The organism is Pseudomonas sp. Irchel s3a18 (assembly GCF_900187535.1).
Taxonomy (GTDB): domain Bacteria; phylum Pseudomonadota; class Gammaproteobacteria; order Pseudomonadales; family Pseudomonadaceae; genus Aquipseudomonas.
In genome coordinates this window covers 133,084-152,638 of sequence record NZ_FYDV01000004.1, presented here as the reverse complement: position 1 = coordinate 152,638, position 19,555 = coordinate 133,084, and the positions used below count along the sequence as shown (strand labels likewise).

The 19,555-nt window shown below is 62.4% G+C and carries 21 protein-coding genes; 20 read left to right on the top strand and 1 reads right to left on the bottom strand.

All coding sequences use genetic code 11. The features are described 5' to 3' along the window. Positions 1-93: 93 nt before the first annotated feature. Positions 94-528: a thioredoxin TrxC gene (gene trxC, locus CKW29_RS07930; protein ID WP_095144671.1), complete on the top strand. Its 435-nt coding sequence runs from the start codon at positions 94-96 to the stop codon at positions 526-528. A 10-nt stretch (positions 529-538) separates the two neighbouring features. On the opposite strand, the gene CKW29_RS07925 is transcribed toward trxC, so the two are convergent. After that, positions 539-1,309, bottom strand: coding sequence for a ParA family protein (locus CKW29_RS07925; RefSeq protein ID WP_095144670.1), 771 nt, complete (start codon positions 1,307-1,309; stop codon positions 539-541). A 358-nt stretch (positions 1,310-1,667) separates the two neighbouring features. Here CKW29_RS07925 and CKW29_RS07920 point away from each other — a divergent pair, with 358 nt between their 5' ends. From CKW29_RS07920 to CKW29_RS07830, 19 genes are read left to right on the top strand one after another with little or no spacing between them, the layout of a single operon-like run. After that, a complete protein-coding gene (locus CKW29_RS07920; protein ID WP_095148249.1) occupies positions 1,668-2,387 on the top strand; it encodes a beta-ketoacyl synthase chain length factor in 720 nt (239 codons plus the stop codon). After that, on the top strand, positions 2,363-3,172 hold the full coding sequence (locus CKW29_RS07915) for a 1-acyl-sn-glycerol-3-phosphate acyltransferase (protein WP_095144668.1): 810 nt from the start codon (positions 2,363-2,365) through the stop codon (positions 3,170-3,172). The genes CKW29_RS07920 and CKW29_RS07915 overlap by 25 nt, the downstream gene beginning before the upstream one ends. Beyond that, on the top strand, positions 3,153-3,413 hold the full coding sequence (locus tag CKW29_RS07910; protein WP_095144667.1) for a phosphopantetheine-binding protein: 261 nt from the start codon (positions 3,153-3,155) through the stop codon (positions 3,411-3,413). The genes CKW29_RS07915 and CKW29_RS07910 overlap by 20 nt, the downstream gene beginning before the upstream one ends. Before the next feature lie 9 nt (positions 3,414-3,422). Next, a complete protein-coding gene (locus CKW29_RS07905) occupies positions 3,423-3,677 on the top strand; it encodes an acyl carrier protein (RefSeq protein ID WP_095144666.1) in 255 nt (84 codons plus the stop codon). Continuing rightward, positions 3,674-4,219, top strand: a complete 546-nt coding sequence (locus CKW29_RS07900; protein ID WP_095144665.1) for a hypothetical protein — start codon at positions 3,674-3,676, stop codon at positions 4,217-4,219. The genes CKW29_RS07905 and CKW29_RS07900 overlap by 4 nt, the downstream gene beginning before the upstream one ends. Continuing rightward, complete coding sequence (locus CKW29_RS07895) at positions 4,216-5,895, top strand: acyl-CoA synthetase family protein (protein WP_095144664.1); 1,680 nt, start codon at positions 4,216-4,218, stop codon at positions 5,893-5,895. Before CKW29_RS07900 ends, CKW29_RS07895 begins: the two co-directional genes overlap by 4 nt. After that, positions 5,888-6,622, top strand: a complete 735-nt coding sequence (locus CKW29_RS07890) for a glycosyltransferase family 2 protein (protein WP_095144663.1) — start codon at positions 5,888-5,890, stop codon at positions 6,620-6,622. The genes CKW29_RS07895 and CKW29_RS07890 overlap by 8 nt, the downstream gene beginning before the upstream one ends. Continuing rightward, entirely contained in the window at positions 6,619-7,566 is a 948-nt protein-coding gene (locus tag CKW29_RS07885; protein WP_095144662.1) for a glycosyl transferase, read from the top strand. The genes CKW29_RS07890 and CKW29_RS07885 overlap by 4 nt, the downstream gene beginning before the upstream one ends. Beyond that, the gene (gene hutH / locus CKW29_RS07880; protein ID WP_095144661.1) at positions 7,547-9,091 is read left to right on the top strand and encodes a histidine ammonia-lyase; all 1,545 of its coding nucleotides are present in this window, start codon (positions 7,547-7,549) and stop codon (positions 9,089-9,091) included. The genes CKW29_RS07885 and hutH overlap by 20 nt, the downstream gene beginning before the upstream one ends. After that, complete coding sequence (locus CKW29_RS07875; protein ID WP_095144660.1) at positions 9,084-9,509, top strand: thioesterase family protein; 426 nt, start codon at positions 9,084-9,086, stop codon at positions 9,507-9,509. The genes hutH and CKW29_RS07875 overlap by 8 nt, the downstream gene beginning before the upstream one ends. Further along, positions 9,506-10,105 (top strand): outer membrane lipoprotein carrier protein LolA, encoded by a 600-nt coding sequence (locus CKW29_RS07870; protein WP_095144659.1) that lies wholly within the window; start codon positions 9,506-9,508, stop codon positions 10,103-10,105. Before CKW29_RS07875 ends, CKW29_RS07870 begins: the two co-directional genes overlap by 4 nt. Then, the gene (locus CKW29_RS07865; RefSeq protein ID WP_095144658.1) at positions 10,089-12,425 is read left to right on the top strand and encodes an MMPL family transporter; all 2,337 of its coding nucleotides are present in this window, start codon (positions 10,089-10,091) and stop codon (positions 12,423-12,425) included. Before CKW29_RS07870 ends, CKW29_RS07865 begins: the two co-directional genes overlap by 17 nt. Then, a complete protein-coding gene (locus CKW29_RS07860; RefSeq protein WP_095148248.1) occupies positions 12,422-13,582 on the top strand; it encodes a sodium:proton antiporter in 1,161 nt (386 codons plus the stop codon). Before CKW29_RS07865 ends, CKW29_RS07860 begins: the two co-directional genes overlap by 4 nt. After that, the gene (locus CKW29_RS07855; RefSeq protein WP_095144656.1) at positions 13,569-14,816 is read left to right on the top strand and encodes an NAD(P)/FAD-dependent oxidoreductase; all 1,248 of its coding nucleotides are present in this window, start codon (positions 13,569-13,571) and stop codon (positions 14,814-14,816) included. Before CKW29_RS07860 ends, CKW29_RS07855 begins: the two co-directional genes overlap by 14 nt. Before the next feature lie 40 nt (positions 14,817-14,856). Then, on the top strand, positions 14,857-15,339 hold the full coding sequence (locus tag CKW29_RS07850) for a hypothetical protein (protein WP_095144655.1): 483 nt from the start codon (positions 14,857-14,859) through the stop codon (positions 15,337-15,339). After that, positions 15,336-16,532, top strand: a complete 1,197-nt coding sequence (locus CKW29_RS07845) for a beta-ketoacyl-[acyl-carrier-protein] synthase family protein (RefSeq protein WP_095144654.1) — start codon at positions 15,336-15,338, stop codon at positions 16,530-16,532. Before CKW29_RS07850 ends, CKW29_RS07845 begins: the two co-directional genes overlap by 4 nt. After that, positions 16,529-16,993 (top strand): hotdog family protein, encoded by a 465-nt coding sequence (locus tag CKW29_RS07840; RefSeq protein ID WP_095144653.1) that lies wholly within the window; start codon positions 16,529-16,531, stop codon positions 16,991-16,993. Before CKW29_RS07845 ends, CKW29_RS07840 begins: the two co-directional genes overlap by 4 nt. After that, positions 16,986-17,714 (top strand): 3-ketoacyl-ACP reductase FabG2, encoded by a 729-nt coding sequence (locus CKW29_RS07835; RefSeq protein ID WP_095144652.1) that lies wholly within the window; start codon positions 16,986-16,988, stop codon positions 17,712-17,714. Before CKW29_RS07840 ends, CKW29_RS07835 begins: the two co-directional genes overlap by 8 nt. Next, positions 17,714-18,940 carry a beta-ketoacyl-ACP synthase gene (locus CKW29_RS07830; RefSeq protein ID WP_095148247.1) on the top strand — a complete coding sequence of 409 codons (1,227 nt, stop codon included), beginning with the start codon at positions 17,714-17,716 and terminating at the stop codon, positions 18,938-18,940. Before CKW29_RS07835 ends, CKW29_RS07830 begins: the two co-directional genes overlap by 1 nt. Positions 18,941-19,555 lie beyond the last annotated feature (615 nt).

Genomic DNA, 19,555 nt, shown 5'->3' with positions numbered 1-19,555 from the left:
AGATAAAGGTCTCGACCGATAACACCGAAGCACCTTGATAATCCACGGCAGCGGCTCCAGATTGGTTTCATTGCCCATGCCCCGGAGCCTTCCATGTCTGCCCCCCTACTCATCCCCTGCCCCCACTGCAACGGCCTCAACCGTATTCCCGGTGAGCGCCTGAGTGATAAACCCAAGTGTGGCCGATGCAAGGCGCCCGTCTTGTTGAGCAAGTCCTTTGAGTTGAGGCAGGGTGATTACGCCAGCCAGATCAAAGGCGATCTACCCTTGCTGGTGGATGTGTGGGCGGACTGGTGCGGGCCCTGCAAGTCATTTGCGCCGGTATTCGAGCAGGCTGCCGGGCAGTTGGTGGGCAAGTGTCGACTGGCCAAGCTCGATAGCGAGGCCAATCAGTCGCTGTCAGCGCAATTGGGGATCCGTTCGATCCCCAGTCTGATTCTGTTCAAGAATGGCCGGGAAGTGGCGCGCCAGAGCGGCGCCTTCCCGTTAACGCAGTTGATGGACTGGTTGCGCAGCCAGGGAATCTGACGACGCCCTGTCAGGCATGTTCCAGCAGGTCGTGCAGATCGACGAATTGCTGGGTCAGCTTGTGCCGGGGGTCGAGATGGATCAACGGCATGTTCGCCTGATGGGATTCGCGCATCCGCACGGAACTGCCCAGATACACCGGCAGCACCGGCAAACCTTCGGCAATCAGCTCATCGAGCATCTGCTGCGGCAAGCTGGCGCGAGCCTGGAACTGGTTGACCACAATGCCTTCGACCTGCAGCGCCTCGTTGTGGTCTTCCTTCAACTCTTCGATTTCCGCCAGCAGGCCATACAAGGCCTGGCGGGAGAAACTGTCACAATCGAATGGAATCAGCACACGATCGGCAGCGATCAAGGCTGAAACCGCGTAGAAATTCAGCGCGGGTGGCGTATCGAGGTAGATCCGGTCGTAGTCTTCGGACAATTCGTCGAGCAGTTTGCGCAGCTTGTTGATCTTGTGTTTGGCCTCAAGCTTGGGCTGCAGGTCAGCCAGCTCGGCGGTCGCCGTCACCACATGCAGGTTGTCGAACGGGGTTTCGTAGATGTCGACCCGGTTTTTCTTTGAAAACGGCCCGGACGACAGGGTCTGCTTGAAGAAGTCGGCAATGCCCATGGGAATATCGTCGCCGGTCAGTCCTGTCAGGTACTGAGTGGAGTTGGCCTGGGCATCGAGATCCACCAGCAGGGTGCGATAGCCCTCGCTGGCGCTGACCGCGGCCAGATTGCAGGCAATACTGGATTTGCCCACGCCACCTTTCTGATTGAACACCACGCGCCGCATGTCAAAACCTCCGTGTATCAAAGAATGACCGAGTGTAGTAGCCGATGCCGTCGCTTAGCTACCTCGAAGTCAGACGGACTGCGCGGTCAGCAGCAATCTCTGCAAAAAACTCACCGAGTTCTGATAATAATCAGGGAATTGACTGGCAGACACCGCCGCCAGAAACCGGAAAACTCGTAGACGTCCCTCAAGTTCAAACGCTGCACACCCGCTTGAGCAGAATGTAACCAGCATTTGCTACAAGCCAGTCACACCGGGATAATGCTCGACACTCGGCCGCAGCGCCGTTGCCAGTCAGTCGCAGGTCAAAAACGACTCACCGCGTCTAGGAAGCCCGCAGGGGCGGGATGAACACTCAGTGATCACATTCAACATCGCCCAATGGCGCGCGTGGGCTCCCGGGCTCGAGAGCGTGGACGATTGGCAAGCCTGGAGCCGACAACCGATCGTGCGTCCAGCCAGCGATGTCGCTCCCGATGTGTCCTTTCTGCCTGCCATGCAGCGCCGACGCCTCAGCCGCCTGGCCCGAATGGCCTTCAGCGTAGGCTGGCCACTGGCCGAAGGACGTGAACAGCTGCCGCTGGTCTTTGTTTCCCGCCACGGTGAAACGCCTCGAACCTTCGAAGTCCTCAGCGAGTTGAGCCACGAACAGCCTTTGTCGCCAACCCAGTTCAGCCTCTCGGTTCATAACGCAATCATTGGCCTGTGGTCGATCATGCGCGGAGAAACCAGTGAGATGACCGCCCTGGCCGCCGCGGGTGACGGCCTGGAACACGGCATGCTGGAGGCCGCGGCGCTGCTTGAAGAAGGCGCGCCCGCCGTGTTGCTGGTCGTCACCGAGGAACAACCGCCAACCGCCTACTCGGCCTGGATTGACGACGTCCCGTTCCCCTACGCCGTCGGCCTGCTGATTACCCCCGGAAATGACTGGCAGCTGTCCCTGAACAGCACCCGGGATTCGTTGTCAAAATCCCAATGGCCCCACCCTCTGAGCCTGTTGCGTACCCTGCTCGGCCAGGATGCCTCTTGCCAACATGCCTGGAAAAATCGTCTATGGACCTGGCAACGCAACCTGTGACCGAAAAAAAACGTGACGCCTACTACTGGCGCTTGCTGGCGACCGCCACCAGCTTCGCCCTGTTCGGGCTGGGCGGGTTGTGCCTGCGAGTGGTTGTTTTCCCGCTGCTGAGCTGTCTGCCCGGTGATGCCCAGGCCCATCGGCAACGGGCACGACAAACCGTCAGTCGTGTGTTCTGGTTTTTTATCCGGTTCATGGCCCGAACCGGCGTGCTGACCTACGATATCCAGGGTGCGGAGCGGCTCGGTCGTCCCGGCCAGATGATCATGGCCAATCACCCATCGCTGATCGACGTGGTGTTCCTGATCGGGTTGGTGCGCCACGCCAACTGCGTGGTCAAGCAGAGCCTCTGGGAGAACCCCTTCACCCGTGAAGCCCTGCGCCGCACCCAATACATCAGTAACGACGGCAGCATGGACATGCTCGACACCGCAGCGGACGCCCTCAAGAGCGGTCAGACACTGATCATCTTCCCTGAAGGCACCCGCACCCGACCCGGCCAACCGCCAGCCTTTCATCGGGGGGGCGCGGCAATTGCCTTGCGCGGTGCGAAAATGCTCACCCCGGTGATTATCAAGGTCAACCCGAGCACCTTGACCAAGGCCGATCCCTGGTATCGGATCCCCAAACGCCGCGTGCATTTCAGTTTCCGCGTGGGGGCCGATATAGACCCACAGGCCTTCGCCACGACAGGCCCGGCTCCTCAGGCCTCACGCAAGCTTAACGATTACTTGCATCATTACTATTTGAAGGAGCTCGCCGAAGATGAGCGATCTGAACCGTGAGATAAAACAATTGATCATCGATGCCTTGGGCCTTGAAGACATCGGCGTCGACGACATCGACGATACCCAGACGCTATTCGGCGAAGGCCTTGGCCTGGACTCGGTGGACGCCCTGGAACTCGGCCTGGCCATTCAGAAAAAGTACGGCATCAAAATCGACGCCGACGCCAAGGACACCCGCAACCACTTCAGTAACGTGGCGAGCCTTGCGGCGTTCGTCACTGCAAAACAGGCAGCTTGAGACCGGACCATGCAAACTCGTGACGATATTTTCAACACCCTGCGCGATGCCTTGGTCGAACTCTTCGAACTGGATCCCGCACGCGTGAGTCTTGAGTCCAACCTGTATCAGGACCTGGAGATCGACAGCATCGATGCCGTCGACCTGATCGACCATATCAAGTGCAAGACCGGCAAGAAGATCGCGGCCGAAGAGTTCAAATCGGTACGCACTGTCGGCGATGTGGTTGAAGCGGTCTATCGCCTGGTTCAACCGGCCGCATGAGCCGACTGATCGGCCTCGGTCTTCTGCTGGCGGGCTTGTTGTACCCCTTTGCGGTGTATTACGGCATGGAGCACTTTGCCCCGTGGCAGTTCGGCCTGCTGCTGGGCAGCCTGTGGCTGGCCAGGGCACTGACCGGCAAACGCCGCCCCGGGAGCCTGTGGATGGCGAGCGCGGCCATTGTGTTTTGCCTGCTGCTAGCGCTGTTCGACAGCCCGGGGTTGCTGCGCTGGTATCCCGTGCTAATCAGTTTGCTGATGTTGCTGCTGTTCGGCCTGAGCCTGAAGTACGGCCCGCCGATGGTGGAACGCCTGGCCCGCCTGCGGGAACCCCAGTTGCCACCGAAAGCGATTCGCTATACCCGACGCGTCACGCTGGCGTGGTGCGTGTTCTTTTTCTGTAACGGCTTGTGCGCAGCGGCCCTGACCCTTTGGGCGCCACTGAGTTGGTGGATGCTGTACACCGGCCTGATCTCTTATGGATTGATTGGTCTGATGTTTGCCATTGAGTGGCTCATACGACAACGGGTACGAGGCCACCCATGAACTGGATAAAACTTGAGCACCTGTTGCTCAAGGCGCAAGCGGAACGCGCCGTGACGGCCGACCCGACGCTGAACCATGGGCAATTGTGCGAACAGGCCCTGAGTCTGGCGGCCGGGCTGCAAGCCCAAGGCGTACAACACATCGCCGTACACCTTGAAGACGCCGCCGACCTGGCGATTGCATTGCTCGGCGCCTGGCGTGCCGGAGTCAGCGTGCTGCTGCCCGCTGACCTGCACGCGCCAACTCGTCAGCGCTGGGCAGGCGACGTCGATCTGTGGCTGACCGATCAAGCCGGCGACACACACATCCGCGATTACCGGCATGCACCACTGGCGGCGGCGGTACTGGATCTGGACCTATGCCAGCTGAGCCTGTGCACCTCGGGCTCCAGTGGCGAACCCAAACGCATCGACAAAACCCTGAGGCAGTTGGCCAATGAAGTCCAGGCCCTGGAGCACCTGTGGGGTGCCGGGCTAGGCACGGCCTGCGTCATTGGCAGCGTCGCCACTCAACACATCTACGGCTTGTTGTTCCGGGTACTGTGGCCGCTGTGCGCGGGGCGCCCCTTCGTGCGCAAGCAAGTGGCTTTCCCGGAAGACCTGCAGCGCGCCAGCCGCGAATACCCGGCGTTTGCCTGGGTCGCCAGCCCGGCGCTGCTCAAGCGCATGGGCGACAATCTCGACTGGCCGGCCTTGAGCGCCGTGCGCCAGGTATTTTCCTCAGGTGGTGCGCTGCCTGGCGAAGCCGCGCAACGCCTGCACGAACGTTTACAACAATGGCCGACGGAAATCCTTGGTAGCTCCGAGACCGGTGGCATTGCCTGGCGCCAGGGCCGTGAGCTCTGGCAGCCCTTTGCGGCCGTCGAGCTGAGCCTGGATAGCGACGGGGCGTTGCTCATTGCCTCGCCGTACTTGCCCCCTGGCCATATCGAACACACGGCCGACGCGGCACGCCTCGCCGCTGACGGCCGTTTCGAGTTGCTGGGACGGCTGGACCGGATCGTCAAACTGGAAGAGAAGCGCATCTCGTTGCCCATGCTCGAACGGGCCCTGATGGACCACCCATGGGTCGCCGAAGCACGCCTGGGGGTGGTTCAGGAGAACCGCGCCTCCCTGGGAGCCGCGCTGGTGCTGAGCGAATCGGGCCTGTACGCCTTGCGCAACCAGGGACGCCGCAGCCTGACCCAGACGCTGCGCCAACACCTCAGCCAGCATTGCGAAGCCCTGGCCCTGCCACGACGCTGGCGCCTGCTCCGGCAACTGCCGTTGAACCCCCAGGGCAAACTGCCCCAGGCGGACATCGATGCCCTGTTGCTGGCCCCGCGTCCAAAGACCCCTGAAGTACTGGAGCAGGTTGAAGCCGATGGGCAATGGAGCCTGCAATTGTCGGTTCCGCCCGATCTTGCCTACTTCAGCGGCCACTTCCCGCAAGCACCGGTACTGCCTGGCGTGGTGCAGGTGGACTGGGCGCTGAGCCTGGGCCGGCAATTGATGGACCTACCGGAGAAGTTTGCCGGCATGGAAGTGCTGAAGTTCCAGCAACTGTTGCGTCCAGGCGATGAAGTCCAGTTGCACCTGCGCTTCGACCCGACGCGCAGCAAACTGTACTTCACCTATCGTAATGAAACCGCCACCTGTTCCAGCGGGCGGATCGTGCTCGAGGCTGCAGATGCATAACCCCTGCGCCGTCATCCCGGTCTACAACCACGAAACCGCCATCGGCACTGTGGTTGATGCGCTGCTCGCCTGTCATGTGCCGTGCATATTGGTGGATGACGCCAGCAACCCGGCGTGTGCGGCCGTGCTGGATCAGCTGGCACAACACGACAAGGTGTTCCTGCTCAGGCTCCCGGTCAATCAGGGCAAGGGCGGCGCCGTCATGACCGGCCTGCGCGAGGCTTCCCGCCTGGGGTTCAGCCACGCGTTGCAGGTTGACGCCGATGGCCAGCACGACCTGCAGGATATCGACCGGTTCATCGAACACTCGCGTGCCCATCCCGAGGCGCTGGTTTGCGGTTATCCGCTGTACGACGCCAGCGTACCGAAGGGGCGCCTGTACGCTCGCTACCTGACTCACGTGATGGTCTGGATCAACACGCTGTCGTTGCAGATCCGCGACTCCATGTGCGGTTTTCGCGTCTATCCGCTGCCGTCGACCCTGGCGGTGATCGACTCGGCAAGGGTCGGCAAGCGCATGGACTTCGATTCCGACATCCTGGTACGTCTGGCCTGGCGCAATCAACCCATGCAATGGCTGCAAACCCGGGTGCACTACCCGCTGGACGGCGTTTCGCACTTCCGGATGGTCCACGACAACCTGTTGATTACCAGCATGCACACCCGGCTGTGCATCGGTATGTTGCTGCATTGGCCGGTGATCCTCTGGCGGCGGTGGCGAGCATGAGCGGCAACACAGATCGCAAACACTGGGCCGACCGCGAGGAACGCGGCAGCTTCTGGCTGATGAAGTTCACCGCAACCGCCGCCAAAGTGCTGGGGCGACGCCTGTTGAGCCCGCTGCTGTACGGCATTGTGCTGTACTTCTTCCTGTTCGGCCGCAATGCTCGCCAGAGCGCCTGGCACTACCAACAGCGGCTCGCTGATTGGAGCGGTCGCCGCGATTTGCGTCCCAGCCATTGGCGAGTGTTCGGTCAGTTCATGGCCTTCGCCGACTCCATGCTCGACAAACTCGATGTCTGGAATGGCAAGCTGGGCCTGGAACAGATCGAAATCATCGACCCGGCACTGCTGCGCAATCAATTGCGCGGCAGCCGAGGGCAGATGATGGTCGGCGCACACCTGGGCAATCTCGAAGTCTGCCGGGCCCTGGCGGAGATCGGCGAAAGAGTCACCATGAACGTACTGGTGCACACCAAGCACGCCGAACAGTTCAACCGCCTGCTGGGCGAAGCCGGGGCCACCAACCTGCGGCTGATACAAGTCAGCGAGCTGGACCCATTGATCATGTTGCAGCTCCATGAGCGCCTGGAACGTGGCGAATGGCTGGCAATTGCCGGCGATCGCGTGCCACTGCATGGCGGACGCCGCGTGACGGTGGACTTCCTCGGCCATCCGGCGGCATTCCCGCAAGGCCCGTGGCTGCTGGCCGGGCTGCTGAAATGTCCGGTCAATCTGCTGCTGTGCCTGAAGAAACCCTCGGGCGGCTATCGACTGACGCTCGAACCGTTCGCCGAAGCCGTGGCCTGGAAACGCGGCGAGCGCGAACAGGTCATTCATCAGTGGACCTCCCGCTATGCGGAGCGGCTGGGTCACTATTGCCTCGAAGCGCCCCAACAATGGTTCAACTTCTACCCTTTCTGGATAACCGATGACGACGCCCATGCTTGAGCCGGTAACCTTCGGCGAACTTCCTTTGCGCATCGAAGACGTGCTGGCCGTGGCCAACCGCCAGGCACCCGCGCGATTGCAAGGCGACAGCGATTTTCGCGAGCGCATCGCCAAGGGACCGCGGTTCCTCGACTCGTTGCTGGACAAGGAAGGCGTCATCTACGGCGTGACCACCGGTTACGGCGACTCGTGCGTGGTCGCGGTGCCGTTGCACCACGTCGAAGCCCTGCCCCGTCATCTGTACACCTTCCACGGCTGCGGCCTGGGCCAGTTGCTCGACGCCCAGGCTACCCGCGCCGTGCTCGCGGCGCGCTTGCAGTCGCTGTGCCACGGCGTATCGGGGGTGCGCGTGGAACTGCTGGAGCGCCTGCAAGCGTTCCTGGAACACGACATTCTGCCGCTGATCCCGCAAGAGGGCTCCGTGGGCGCCAGCGGTGACCTGACGCCGTTGTCCTATGTGGCCGCGACCTTGTCCGGCGAACGCGACGTGCTGTTCAACGGTGAGCGCCGCCCATCCGCGGACGTGCATCGCGAGCTCGGCTGGGAGCCACTGGTGCTGCGTCCCAAGGAAGCCCTGGCGCTGATGAACGGTACCGCGGTCATGACCGGCCTCGCCTGCCTGGCCTACGCCCGCGCCGACTACCTGCTGCAACTGGCCACCCGCATCACGGCGCTGAATGTGGTCGCCCTGCAAGGCAATCCGGAACACTTCGACGAGCGCCTGTTCGCCGCCAAGCCGCACCCGGGGCAGATGCAGGTCGCCGCATGGCTGCGCAAGGACCTGGCGATCGATGCGCCAACCGCACCACTGCACCGCCTGCAGGATCGCTACTCGTTACGCTGCGCCCCCCATGTGCTTGGCGTGCTGGCGGACAGCCTGAACTGGTTGCGTTCGTTCATCGAAATCGAGCTCAACAGCGCCAACGACAACCCGATCATCGACGCCGAAGCCGAGCGCGTGCTGCACGGCGGGCACTTCTACGGTGGGCACATTGCCTTTGCCATGGACAGCCTGAAAAACCTCGTGGCCAACGTCGCCGACTTGCTCGACCGTCAGCTCGCACTGCTGGTGGACGAACGCTACAACCACGGCCTGCCGAGCAACCTGTCGGGCGCCAGCGCCGAGCGGGCGATGCTCAACCATGGCTTCAAGGCGGTGCAAATCGGCGCCAGTGCCTGGACCGCCGAGGCACTGAAAAATACGATGCCAGCCAGCGTGTTTTCGCGCTCCACCGAATGCCACAACCAGGACAAAGTGAGCATGGGCACCATCGCCGCCCGCGACGCGATCCGTGTACTGGAACTGACCGAACAAGTTGCCGCCGCCACCTTGCTCGCGGCCAACCAGGGGGTGTGGCTGCGCGCCCAGGCACCCGGTGCCCGCCCGTTGCCGCCGGCACTGGCCGCCATGCACGAAGCGCTGGCCAAAGACTTCCCGCCGGTCATTGAAGACCGCGCCCTGGAAGGCGAATTGCGCCTGTGCCTGCAACGTATCGCCGCACAACACTGGAGGCTGCATGCGTAGCAAAGGAGTGCTTCACGCCGACACGCAAATCCTCGTGCCGTTCTTCGACGTCGACAGCATGCACGTGGTCTGGCACGGCCACTACGTCAAGTACCTGGAAATGGCCCGCTGCGCCCTGCTCGACAGGCTCGGCCACAACTACAACGCCATGCATTCCTCCGGGTACGCCTGGCCGGTGATCGACCTGCAACTGCGCTATGTACGCGGCGCCGTGTTCGGCCAGACGCTCAATGTGCGCGCCAGCCTGGTGGAGTGGGAGAACCGGCTGAAGATAAACTACCTGATCAGCGACCTGGCCAGCGGTGAACGCCTGACCCGCGCCAGCTCCGTGCAGGTCGCGGTGCATATCGCCAGCCGCGAAATGCAACTGGCCTCGCCGAAGGTGCTGATCGACGCGGTTGAAAGGATGCTGCCATGAAGCTCATCACCCATCTGAGCCTGTTGGTGTTGCTCGGCTTTTCCTCGTTGGCGCAGGCCTTCGACCTGCAACAGTTGAGCGATCAGCTGGCCAAGCCCGAAGTGATCCACGGCCGCTTCATTCAGGAAAAACACCTGCGCGCCCTGCCGCAGCCGCTGACCAGCACCGGTACCTTCGTACTGGCCAGGGACCATGGACTGCTGTGGCTGCTCAAGACACCACTGCAGCAGGACTACCGCATCGATACCCAGGGGATTGCCCGGCGTGACGGCAGCGGTTGGCAAAGGCTACCGGGCAAAAGTGCCGGGGCCGAGCAGAACCGTTTGTTCCTCGCCGTGCTGCAAGGTGACAGCAGTGGCTTGCAGCGAGATTTCGAGCTGTCACTGACCGGTGATCCACAGCACTGGAAACTGACCCTGATCCCCCGCTCGATGCTGCTCAAGCAAGTGTTCAATCAGATCACTATCGACGGCGGCGAACTGGTACAGCGTATCGAACTGCTGGAGACCCAAGGCGACAGCACCGTGCTGCGCATGCAGGACAGTACCGGCCATCAACCCTTGAGCGATGCGGAACACCATGACTTTGCCAAGTGAACGCAGGCTCCCCTGGCTGTTCCTGATCCTGCTGCTGGCAGTGCTCGCACTCGGGGGCTGGCAATGGCGTGACGGCGCCCCTTTGTCGGCCAACCTGATGGAACTGGTGCCCGGTACCACGCCAGATGCCCTGGAACAGCGTGCCGAACAGCGTATGCAAGAACCGTTGAACCGGGAAATACTGGTGCTGGTCGGCCACAAAGACCGCACGCAGGCCATCGCCATGGCCCAAAAGCTCGGCGATCAGTGGCAGTCCAGCGGCTTGTTCGAAAAGGTCCAGTGGACCCTGCAAGCGGACCTGCCGGCCCTGCGTGCGCAGTTGCTGCAAGGTCGCCTGGCGATGCTATCGACGGCTGACCGGCAGTTGCTGATCGAGCATCCCGACGCATTCATCCAGCAGCGGGTCCAGGCACTGTTCGATCCCTTCGGCGGCTTCAGCCTGGTGCCCAGCCAGGAGGACTGGCTGGGCCTGACCGGACGTATCCAGAACAGCCAGCCGCAACAGGGCGCGGTGCAACTGGACATCGGCAGCGGGGCATTGATCGCCGATGCCGACGGTAGGAGCTGGGTATTGCTGCGGGCGCGCACCACCGGCAACGCCTTCGACATGAACCTGCCACTGCAAGTGGCCGATCTGCTCGTACACAGCCGCGAAACAGCGGCCAGGGCTGACGTGCAGCTGCTCGCGGCCAGTGGGTTGCTGTATGCGGCGGCTGGCCAGCAACAAGCCACCCAGGAGATGACCTGGGTCGGGGGTGGCGCCACCCTGGGCATATTCTTGCTGCTGTTGCTGGCGTTCCGCCGCTGGCGGGTGTTGCTGGCGTTCGTTCCGGTGCTGGTGGGCATGTTGTTTGGCGCGGTGGCCTGCGTGGCCCTGTTCGGCCACATGCATGTGATGACCCTGGTGCTCGGCTCAAGCCTGATCGGCGTGGCCGTGGACTACCCGCTGCACTACCTGTCCAAGAGCTGGCGCCTGAAACCGTGGCACAGTTGGCCGGCCTTGCGCCTGACCCTGCCGGGGCTGACCCTGAGCCTGATCACCAGTTGCATCGGCTACCTGGCCCTGGCCTGGACCCCCTTCCCGGCCCTGACCCAGATTGCCGTGTTCTCCGCCGCCGGACTGCTCGGCGCCTACCTGTCGGCGGTGTGTCTGCTGCCAGCGCTGCTCAAGGGCGTCGACCTGCGTCCGGCCCATTGGCCGCTGCGGGTCTGCGAGGCACTGCTGAATCTGCGTGAAGCGTTGCTCCAGCGTTTGCGTACGCCCGTCTTGCTCGGGCTACTGATCGCCTTTTGCATCGGCGGCCTGTTGCAACTCCAAACCCGCAACGATATTCGTCAATGGGTCAGTGCGCCCCAGCAACTGACCGATGAAGCCCAGACCATTGCCCGCATCACCGGTCATCAACCCACCAGCCAGTTCTTCCTGGTGCGCGCGGCCAACCAGGAGCAACTACTCGAACGGCAAAGCGCCCTGAGCGACCGCCTGGAGCAATTGGTCAACCTGGACAAACTCGATGGCTATCTGGCACTCGATCAACTGAGCGGTTCGGCGAGCGAACAGCAACAGGTGCGCACGGCACTGAACAAACTGCCGCAGTTCTGGCAGCCACTGCTTGAACTGGGGATCCCGACCGAGGCGCTGCAAGCCGAACTGGCCGCCTTGCAGGCGCTGCCCGTCGAAGACATCGATGCCGCGCTGCGTGGCCCGCTGGCGGAGCCTTATCGCGCCCTGTGGCTGGGCCCGACGGACGAGGGCGTGGCGGCGATCACCAGTCTGCAGGGCCTGAACGATCCCGCCTTGTTGAGAGTCCAGGCCCAGGACTTGCCGGGTGTGGTGCTGGTGGATCGCCTCGGTGAACTGAACACGGTTTTCGCCGAGACCCAGATCAGCGCCGCCGAACTGAAGCTCGCCTCCTGTGTGCTGATCGTGCTGGTGCTGATGGCGCCATTTGGCTTCGGTGGCGCGCTGCGGATCGTCGCCCTGCCATTGCTGGCGGCCCTGTGCAGCCTGGCCAGCCTCGGCTGGCTGGGACAACCCTTGACCCTGTTCAGCCTGTTCGGTTTGCTACTGGTCACGGCGATCAGCGTCGATTACGCCATCCTGATGCGCGAGCAGGTCGGTGGTGCGGCAGTGAGCCTGCTGGGCACCTTGCTGGCGGCCGCCACCACCTGGCTGTCGTTCGGGCTATTGGCCGTGTCCAGCACCCCGGCCGTGAGCAACTTCGGCCTGTCCGTGAGCCTCGGCCTGGTATTCAGCTTCATGCTCGCGCCCTGGGCCCGACAGGCCCATGCCGCCCCGGTCACGGAGTCGGTCGTATGATGGTCGCGCTGTTCTGGCTGCTGGCCCTGGCGCTGTTCGCCATCGCCACCCGTGTCGGTCGTCACTTCGGCCTGATTCCGATCGTCAGCCAGTTGCTGCTGGCAACCTTCGGCCTGCCACTTTTAATGTACGGCTGGATCGAACCTGACTGGCAGCTCAACGGCGCCGACCTGATCGCCCCGACCTGGCTGAAAAATCTCTACAGCCTGGGTTTCGCCTTGCTGCTGGGGCATATCCTCAGCGACGTGATCGACCTGCGGCTGGATCGCCAGAGCCTGAAGATCGCCCTGCCCAGTTTCTGCATCCCCTTCGCCTGCGGCCTGGCCACGGCTGTCTGGCTATTGCCCGCGCAACCCTGGATCAGCTCACTGGCCGTCGGCCTGTTGTTCGCCATCACTGCGATCCCGGTGCTCTACCTGTACCTGCGCCACATCAACTACCCACTGGATGCGGCCCGGCGCCTGGTACAGACCGCCATCCTCATCGACCTCACCTGCTGGACACTGTTCGCCGTCGCTCAGGGCAGCCTGCACCTGAGCAGCCTGTTGCTGCCACTGGCCGGCGCCTGCCTGCCGCTGGTGCTACGGCTGCTGCACCTGCGCCAACCGTTGCTGCACAGCGCAGGCTTCTTCTTGCTGCTGGTGGTGGCCGAGCATTACAAGCTCAATGCGCTGATTGTTGGTATCGGCTACCTGCTGTGCATGGCCGCGCTCAAGGTACCGCTGGTACTGCCATTGCCGACGGTGTGGATGAGCCGCGTGCAAACCTGGATCGCCATCCCGTTGATCCTTACGTTCGGTATCGTGCAGATCAACGTGCACAGTGCCCTGGACAGCCTCGGCTGGCTGCAACTGTCGGCGCTGCTCGTATTGCCGATTGCCAGTAAACTGCTGGGTAACTGGCTGGGACTGGGCTGGGCCGGACGCTCTTTCGAAGGCGCCAGTCGCTGGCGAGAAAGTGTGCTGCTGAACATTCGCGGATTGAGCGAAATCGTCTTCCTCAATCTGCTGCTGCAACAACAACTCATCAGCCCGGCGCTGTACTTCGCGCTGATGCTGATGGGGCTGATCGCCACCCTGCTGCCGGCACTGGTCGGCATGCACCGTACGCCTCTGAAAATCGCCGCCCCGGCCAGGAGTCCTCGTGCCAATCATTGAAATGGAACGTCGTCAGGTAGTGATCATCGGTGCCGGCCCCTCCGGCGCCATTGCCGCAGCGCTGCTCAAGCGCAAGGGGCACGATGTGCTGGTGATCGAACGCCAGCATTTCCCCCGGTTCTCCATCGGCGAAAGCCTGCTGTCCCACTGCCTGGATTTCGTCGAGGAAGCCGGCATGCTCGAGGCGGTCAACGCCGCCGGATTCCAGCTCAAGACCGGCGCGGCATTCGCCTGGGGCGAGCGCTACAGTGCCTTCGATTTCGGCGACACCTTTACCCCGGGCAAGCCGACCACCTTCCAGGTGCAACGCGCCGATTTCGACAAGCTGCTGGCCGATCAGGCCGCCCTGCAAGGCGTGGAAATCCGCTATGGCGAAACCCTGGTCGACGTTGACATCGAACGCCCCAAGCCGCATCTGAACGTGCAACGCGAGGACGGCAGCCAGTACCAGGTCGAAGCCGACTTCATCCTCGACGCCAGCGGCTACGGCCGGGTGCTGCCACGTTTGCTGGATCTGGAGGCCGCATCGAATTTTCCGGTGCGCCAGGCCGTGTTCACCCACGTCGAGGACCACATCGACTGCCCGACGTTCGAGCGCGAGAAGATCCTCATCACCACCCACCCGACGCAGCGCGACATCTGGTTCTGGACCATCCCCTTCAGCAATGGCCGCTGTTCGGTCGGCGTGGTCGCGGCGGCCGAGCATTTCCACGGTCGCACCGACAACCTGGACGATTGCCTGCGTGGCTTTATCGCTGAGACACCGAGTCTGGCCCGCGTGCTGGAAAATGCCGTGTGGGACACCGAGGCCAGAACCATCGGCGGCTACTCGGCCAACGTCAAGACCTTGCACGGTCCAGGCTTTGCCTTGCTGGGCAACGCTGCCGAGTTCCTGGACCCGGTGTTCTCCTCCGGCGTGACCATCGCCATGCGTTCGGCCAGCATGGCCGCTGGCGTACTGCACCGTCAGTTGCAAGGTGAAGCGGTCGACTGGCAGCGCGAATTTGCCGAGCCGCTCAAGCGCGGGGTCGACACCTTCCGCTGCTATGTCGAGGGCTGGTACAACGGCACCTTTCAGGATGTGATTTTCTATCAGGGCGGCGCCGCGGATATCCGCCGCATGATCAGCTCGATCCTCGCTGGCTATGCCTGGGATGAGCACAATCCGTTTGTCAGTGAGGCCAAGCGTCGACTGAACGTGATTTCGAAAATCTGTGCAGGGGACGCCACATGAATGGCCTGGTCGTCCGTAAACCGCTGGCAGGCCGGCGTTGATGATTCGCCTGTTGCTGGTGTGCTGTGCCCTGCTGCTGAGCGCCTGCGCCAGCCAGCCGCCGCTGCCCGAAGCACGCCCGACCCTGCAGTTGCCCCTGCAACTGCACATTGAGCGCGAGGAACACCAGCAACGCCTGGACTGGCTGCTGGTGATCCAGCGTGAGGGTGCAGGTCTTCGCTGGTCAATGATGGACCCCTTGGGAATTCCCCAGGCTCGCCAGCGTCTGATTGACCGACAATGGCAAGCCGATGGGCTGCTACCGCCCAACCCGCAAGCCCGGGAGCTGTTTGCCGCCTTGCTGTTTGCCCTGACCCCATCAGGCGAGTTGCACGCCAACTACCCCGCCGCCCGGCAGCATGGCATGCAACGATCCCTGCCTGCGCGCTGGGAAGTCCGCTATACACAACCCATGAGCTTTGAATTGAAACTGCCAAATGGCCCGACCTATCACGTCACGCCGCTGCACGAGTCCACGCCATGACCGCCTACCTCAATGCCCTCGGGCTGATTTGCAGCCTGGGCCGCACGCAACACGAAGTGGCCGGCAACCTGTTTGCCGGTGACTGCTCAGGCATGCGCGCCGAGGCCGGCTGGGTCCCCCAGCGCTCGCTTCCGGTGGCCGCGGTCAGGGGCGAACTGGCAGCGATCCCGGCAGCGCTGGGCCTGCATGCCACCCGCAACAACCAGTTGCTGCTGGAAGCGGCGCTGCAAATTCGCGATGACATCGAGCAGGCGATCCAGACCTATGGCGCTGACCGAATCGGCATCGTTCTGGGCACCAGCACGTCGGGCATCGAGGAGGCCAGCCAGGGTCTGGCCCAGTACCTGCGTGAACATCAGTTCCCCGCCAGCTATGACTATCGACAGCAAGAGCTCGGGGCCCCGGCCAACTTCCTCGCCGACTGGCTTGAAGTGAGCGGCCCGGCCTACGTGATCTCCACCGCCTGCACCTCCAGCGCCCGCGCGTTGATGAGTGCCCAGCGCCTGCTGGACCTGGGGTTGTGCGACGCGGTGGTGTGCGGTGGCGTCGACAGCTTGTGCAAGCTGACGCTCAACGGTTTCTCGGCACTGGAAGCGGTGTCGGGGCAGCGCTGCAATCCGTTTTCCGTCAACCGCAATGGCATCAACATCGGCGAAGCGGCGGCGCTGTTTCTGATGAGCAAGCGTACCGACGACAGCCCGGCCATTGCCCTGCTCGGTGCGGGCGCCAGTTCCGATGCACACCATATTTCCGCACCGGAGCCCGGCGGCCGCGGCGCCCTGCAAGCCATGAACAAAGCCCTGGCCCGCGCCGGCCTGCAACCCGGGCAAATCGACTATCTGAACCTGCATGGCACCGCCACCCAACACAACGATGCCATGGAGAGCCTGGCAGTGGCGACCCTGTTTCCGGCCGGTGTACCCTGTTCCTCGACCAAACCGATGACCGGACACACCCTCGGCGCCGCCGGAGCACTGGAGGCGGCGTTCTGCTGGTTGAGCCTGAGCCCGGGCAACCGCAAGCACGCCCTACCCCCCCACGTCTGGGATGGCCAGCCCGACCCCGCATTGCCGCCACTGAAATGGGTGACCCCGGCCGATCGCCTGGCGTCCATTGCACCTCGCTACCTAATGAGCAACTCGTTTGCCTTCGGTGGCAACAACGTCAGCCTGATTATCGGAGACGCCCCATGATTGACTGGCCGATCGCCGAACTGGTGCCCCACGGCGGGGACATGATCCTCATCGAGCAGATACTGGGGTTCGACGATGAACAGATTCAAACCCGGCTCACAGTCAAGCCCGACGGGTTGTACAGCCTCCCGGACGGCAGCCTGCCAGCCTGGGTCGGCATCGAGTTGATGGCCCAGAGCGTGGCCGCCTACGCCGGTTGCCATGCCCGTCAACGCGGCAATCCCGTGGAGCTGGGTTTCCTGCTCGGCACCCGCAAGTTCGAATGCAACGTGGAATGCTTCCCGGCGGGCACCGAGCTGACCATTCATGGAACACGCTCGCTGGAAGACGACAACGGCATGGGCATATTCGAATGCCATATCAACGGCCCGGGCATCCATGCCAGCGCCCGGCTGAACGTGTTCCGGCCGCCACAGGCGGCTCACTATCTGCATGAACCCAAGGAGTCGAGTGATGACTGAATCTGTACTGGTCACCGGCTCCAGCCGTGGCATTGGCCGCGCTATCGCCCTGCGCCTGGCTCAAGCCGGGCATGACATCGTGCTGCACTGCCGCAGCGGCCTGACCGAAGCCGCCGCCGTGCAGTCCGAGATTCAGGCGCTGGGCCGCACCGCGCGCATTCTGCAGTTCGACGTCTCCGACCGGGCCGCGTGCAAGGCCATCCTTGAAGCCGATGTCGACACCCACGGTGCTTATTACGGTGTGGTGCTCAACGCCGGCCTGACCCGCGACGGTGCCTTTCCCGCCCTGAGCGAAGACGACTGGGATGTGGTGATGCGCACCAACCTCGATGGTTTCTACAATGTGCTGCATCCGGTGATGATGCCGATGATCCGGCGTCGCGCTGCCGGACGGATTGTCTGTATCACCTCGGTTTCCGGGCTGATAGGTAATCGCGGACAGGTCAACTACAGCGCCTCCAAGGCCGGCCTGATCGGGGCGGCAAAAGCATTGGCGATTGAGCTGGGCAAGCGCAAAATCACCGTTAACTGTGTCGCCCCCGGCTTGATCGACACCGCGATGCTCGATGACCACGTGCCACTGGAAGACCTGTTGAAGATGATCCCCGCACAACGCATGGGTACCCCGGAAGAAGTTGCCGGCGCGGTGAACTTCCTGATGTCGGCGGAAGCCTCGTACATCACCCGGCAGGTGCTGGCCGTCAACGGAGGCCTGTGTTGATGAAACGTGTTGTCGTCACCGGCATGGCCGGCATCACGTCCCTGGGCAACGATTGGGCGACCATCTCGGGCCACTTCAGGGCCAACCGCAGCGGCGTCCGCCGCATGGATGAGTGGGATCGCTTTACCGAGCTCAACACGCGCCTTGCCGCTCCTATCGATGACTTCAAGGTTCCGGCGCACTGGACCCGCAAACAGTTGCGCAGCATGGGCAGGGTTTCACGCCTGGCAGTGGGCGCGGCAGAACGCGCACTGGCCGACGCCGGCCTGCTGGGCGACGAGTCGATCAAGGACGGGCGCATGGGCGTTGCCTGCGGCTCATCCACCGGCAGCACCGACGAGATCAAGGCGTTCGGCAATATGCTGCTGAACTCGGTGGCCGAAGGCCTGAACGCCAACTCCTATGTCCGCATGATGCCCCACACCACGGCGGCCAATATCAGCATCTTCTTCGGCCTCACCGGGCGCTTGATCCCGACGTCCAGTGCTTGCACCAGCGGCAGCCAGGGCATCGGCTACGCCTACGAGGCGATCAAGTTTGGTCGACTGCCCCTGATGCTCGCTGGCGGTGCCGAGGAGCTGTGTCCGACCGAAGCCATGGTGTTCGACGCGCTCTACGCCACCAGTTTGAAAAACGACACCCCGCAATCCAGCCCACGCCCCTACGACAGCGCCCGTGATGGCCTGGTGATCGGCGAAGGCGGGGGCATGCTGGTGCTTGAAGAGCTTGAGCACGCCCTGGCCCGTGGCGCCCATATCCACGCGGAACTCGTCGGTTTTGGCAGCAACGCCGACGGTCAGCACACCACCCGCCCCGAGCAAGTCACCATGCGCCGGGCCATGGAACTGGCGCTGGAAGACGCGGGACTGAAACCTTCCGATATCGGCTACGTCAATGGTCACGGCACCGCCACCGAGCAGGGCGATATCGCCGAAACCCTGGCCACCAGCAGCCTGTTCGGCAGCCGCATGCCCATCAGCTCGCAAAAGAGCTTCCTCGGCCACACCCTGGGCGCCTGCGGTGCACTGGAGTCCTGGTTCAGCATCGAAATGCTCAACAGTGACCAGTACGCCCACACCCTCAACCTCGACAACGTCGACCCGCAGTGTGGCGCACTGGACTACCTGCGCGGCGAGTTCAGGCAGATGAGTAATCAGTACGTCATGAACAACAACTTCGCCTTTGGTGGGGTCAACACTTCGTTGATTTTCCGGCGCGGGCAGTGACCTGAAGTACCTCTGTCGTGAACGTCATTACGAGGGCCATGCCGGTATTTACTTGGCCGGTGTGGCACCGCGCAAGGATCAGGCACGAGCGCAGAGCTTTTCAAACTCGCATTCGCTGACCAGAAATCTGCCCGAAAGTGCATTTACGCCTTCCTTTCTGCTATCTGGTTACAAGTGATCAGGTCGCCCCTGAAAATTTCTGCAACTAATGCAATACGCTTCCTGACATATCAAATCACTATTGAGCACCCTGTAGAACAATGCATAATCATTAACTCTCCCGCCCCAAAAAAAAAAAAATCACACAAACAACAAAAATAAACTTGGATAACATTTCCGCCAAGGATCAAGGCCATGCCACAAAACAAAAGCGAATTACCTGCAACATCCATCACTGGAGTATGGAGAGGAACTTTCGGAGGATATTGGTCCACGGACGGCATAATCATTGACGGGACCTACGTCATGCCTCCACCACAACCTGAAGTGGTCACAGTAGCTTTTCATAAAGCTACCGCCCCAGGAAACATCTTGTGAACAAGAAAATTTGGCGCCTGACATGCCTATACTACCTATCACTAATAACCACTACAATCGCAAGCGTCCAGACCGTCA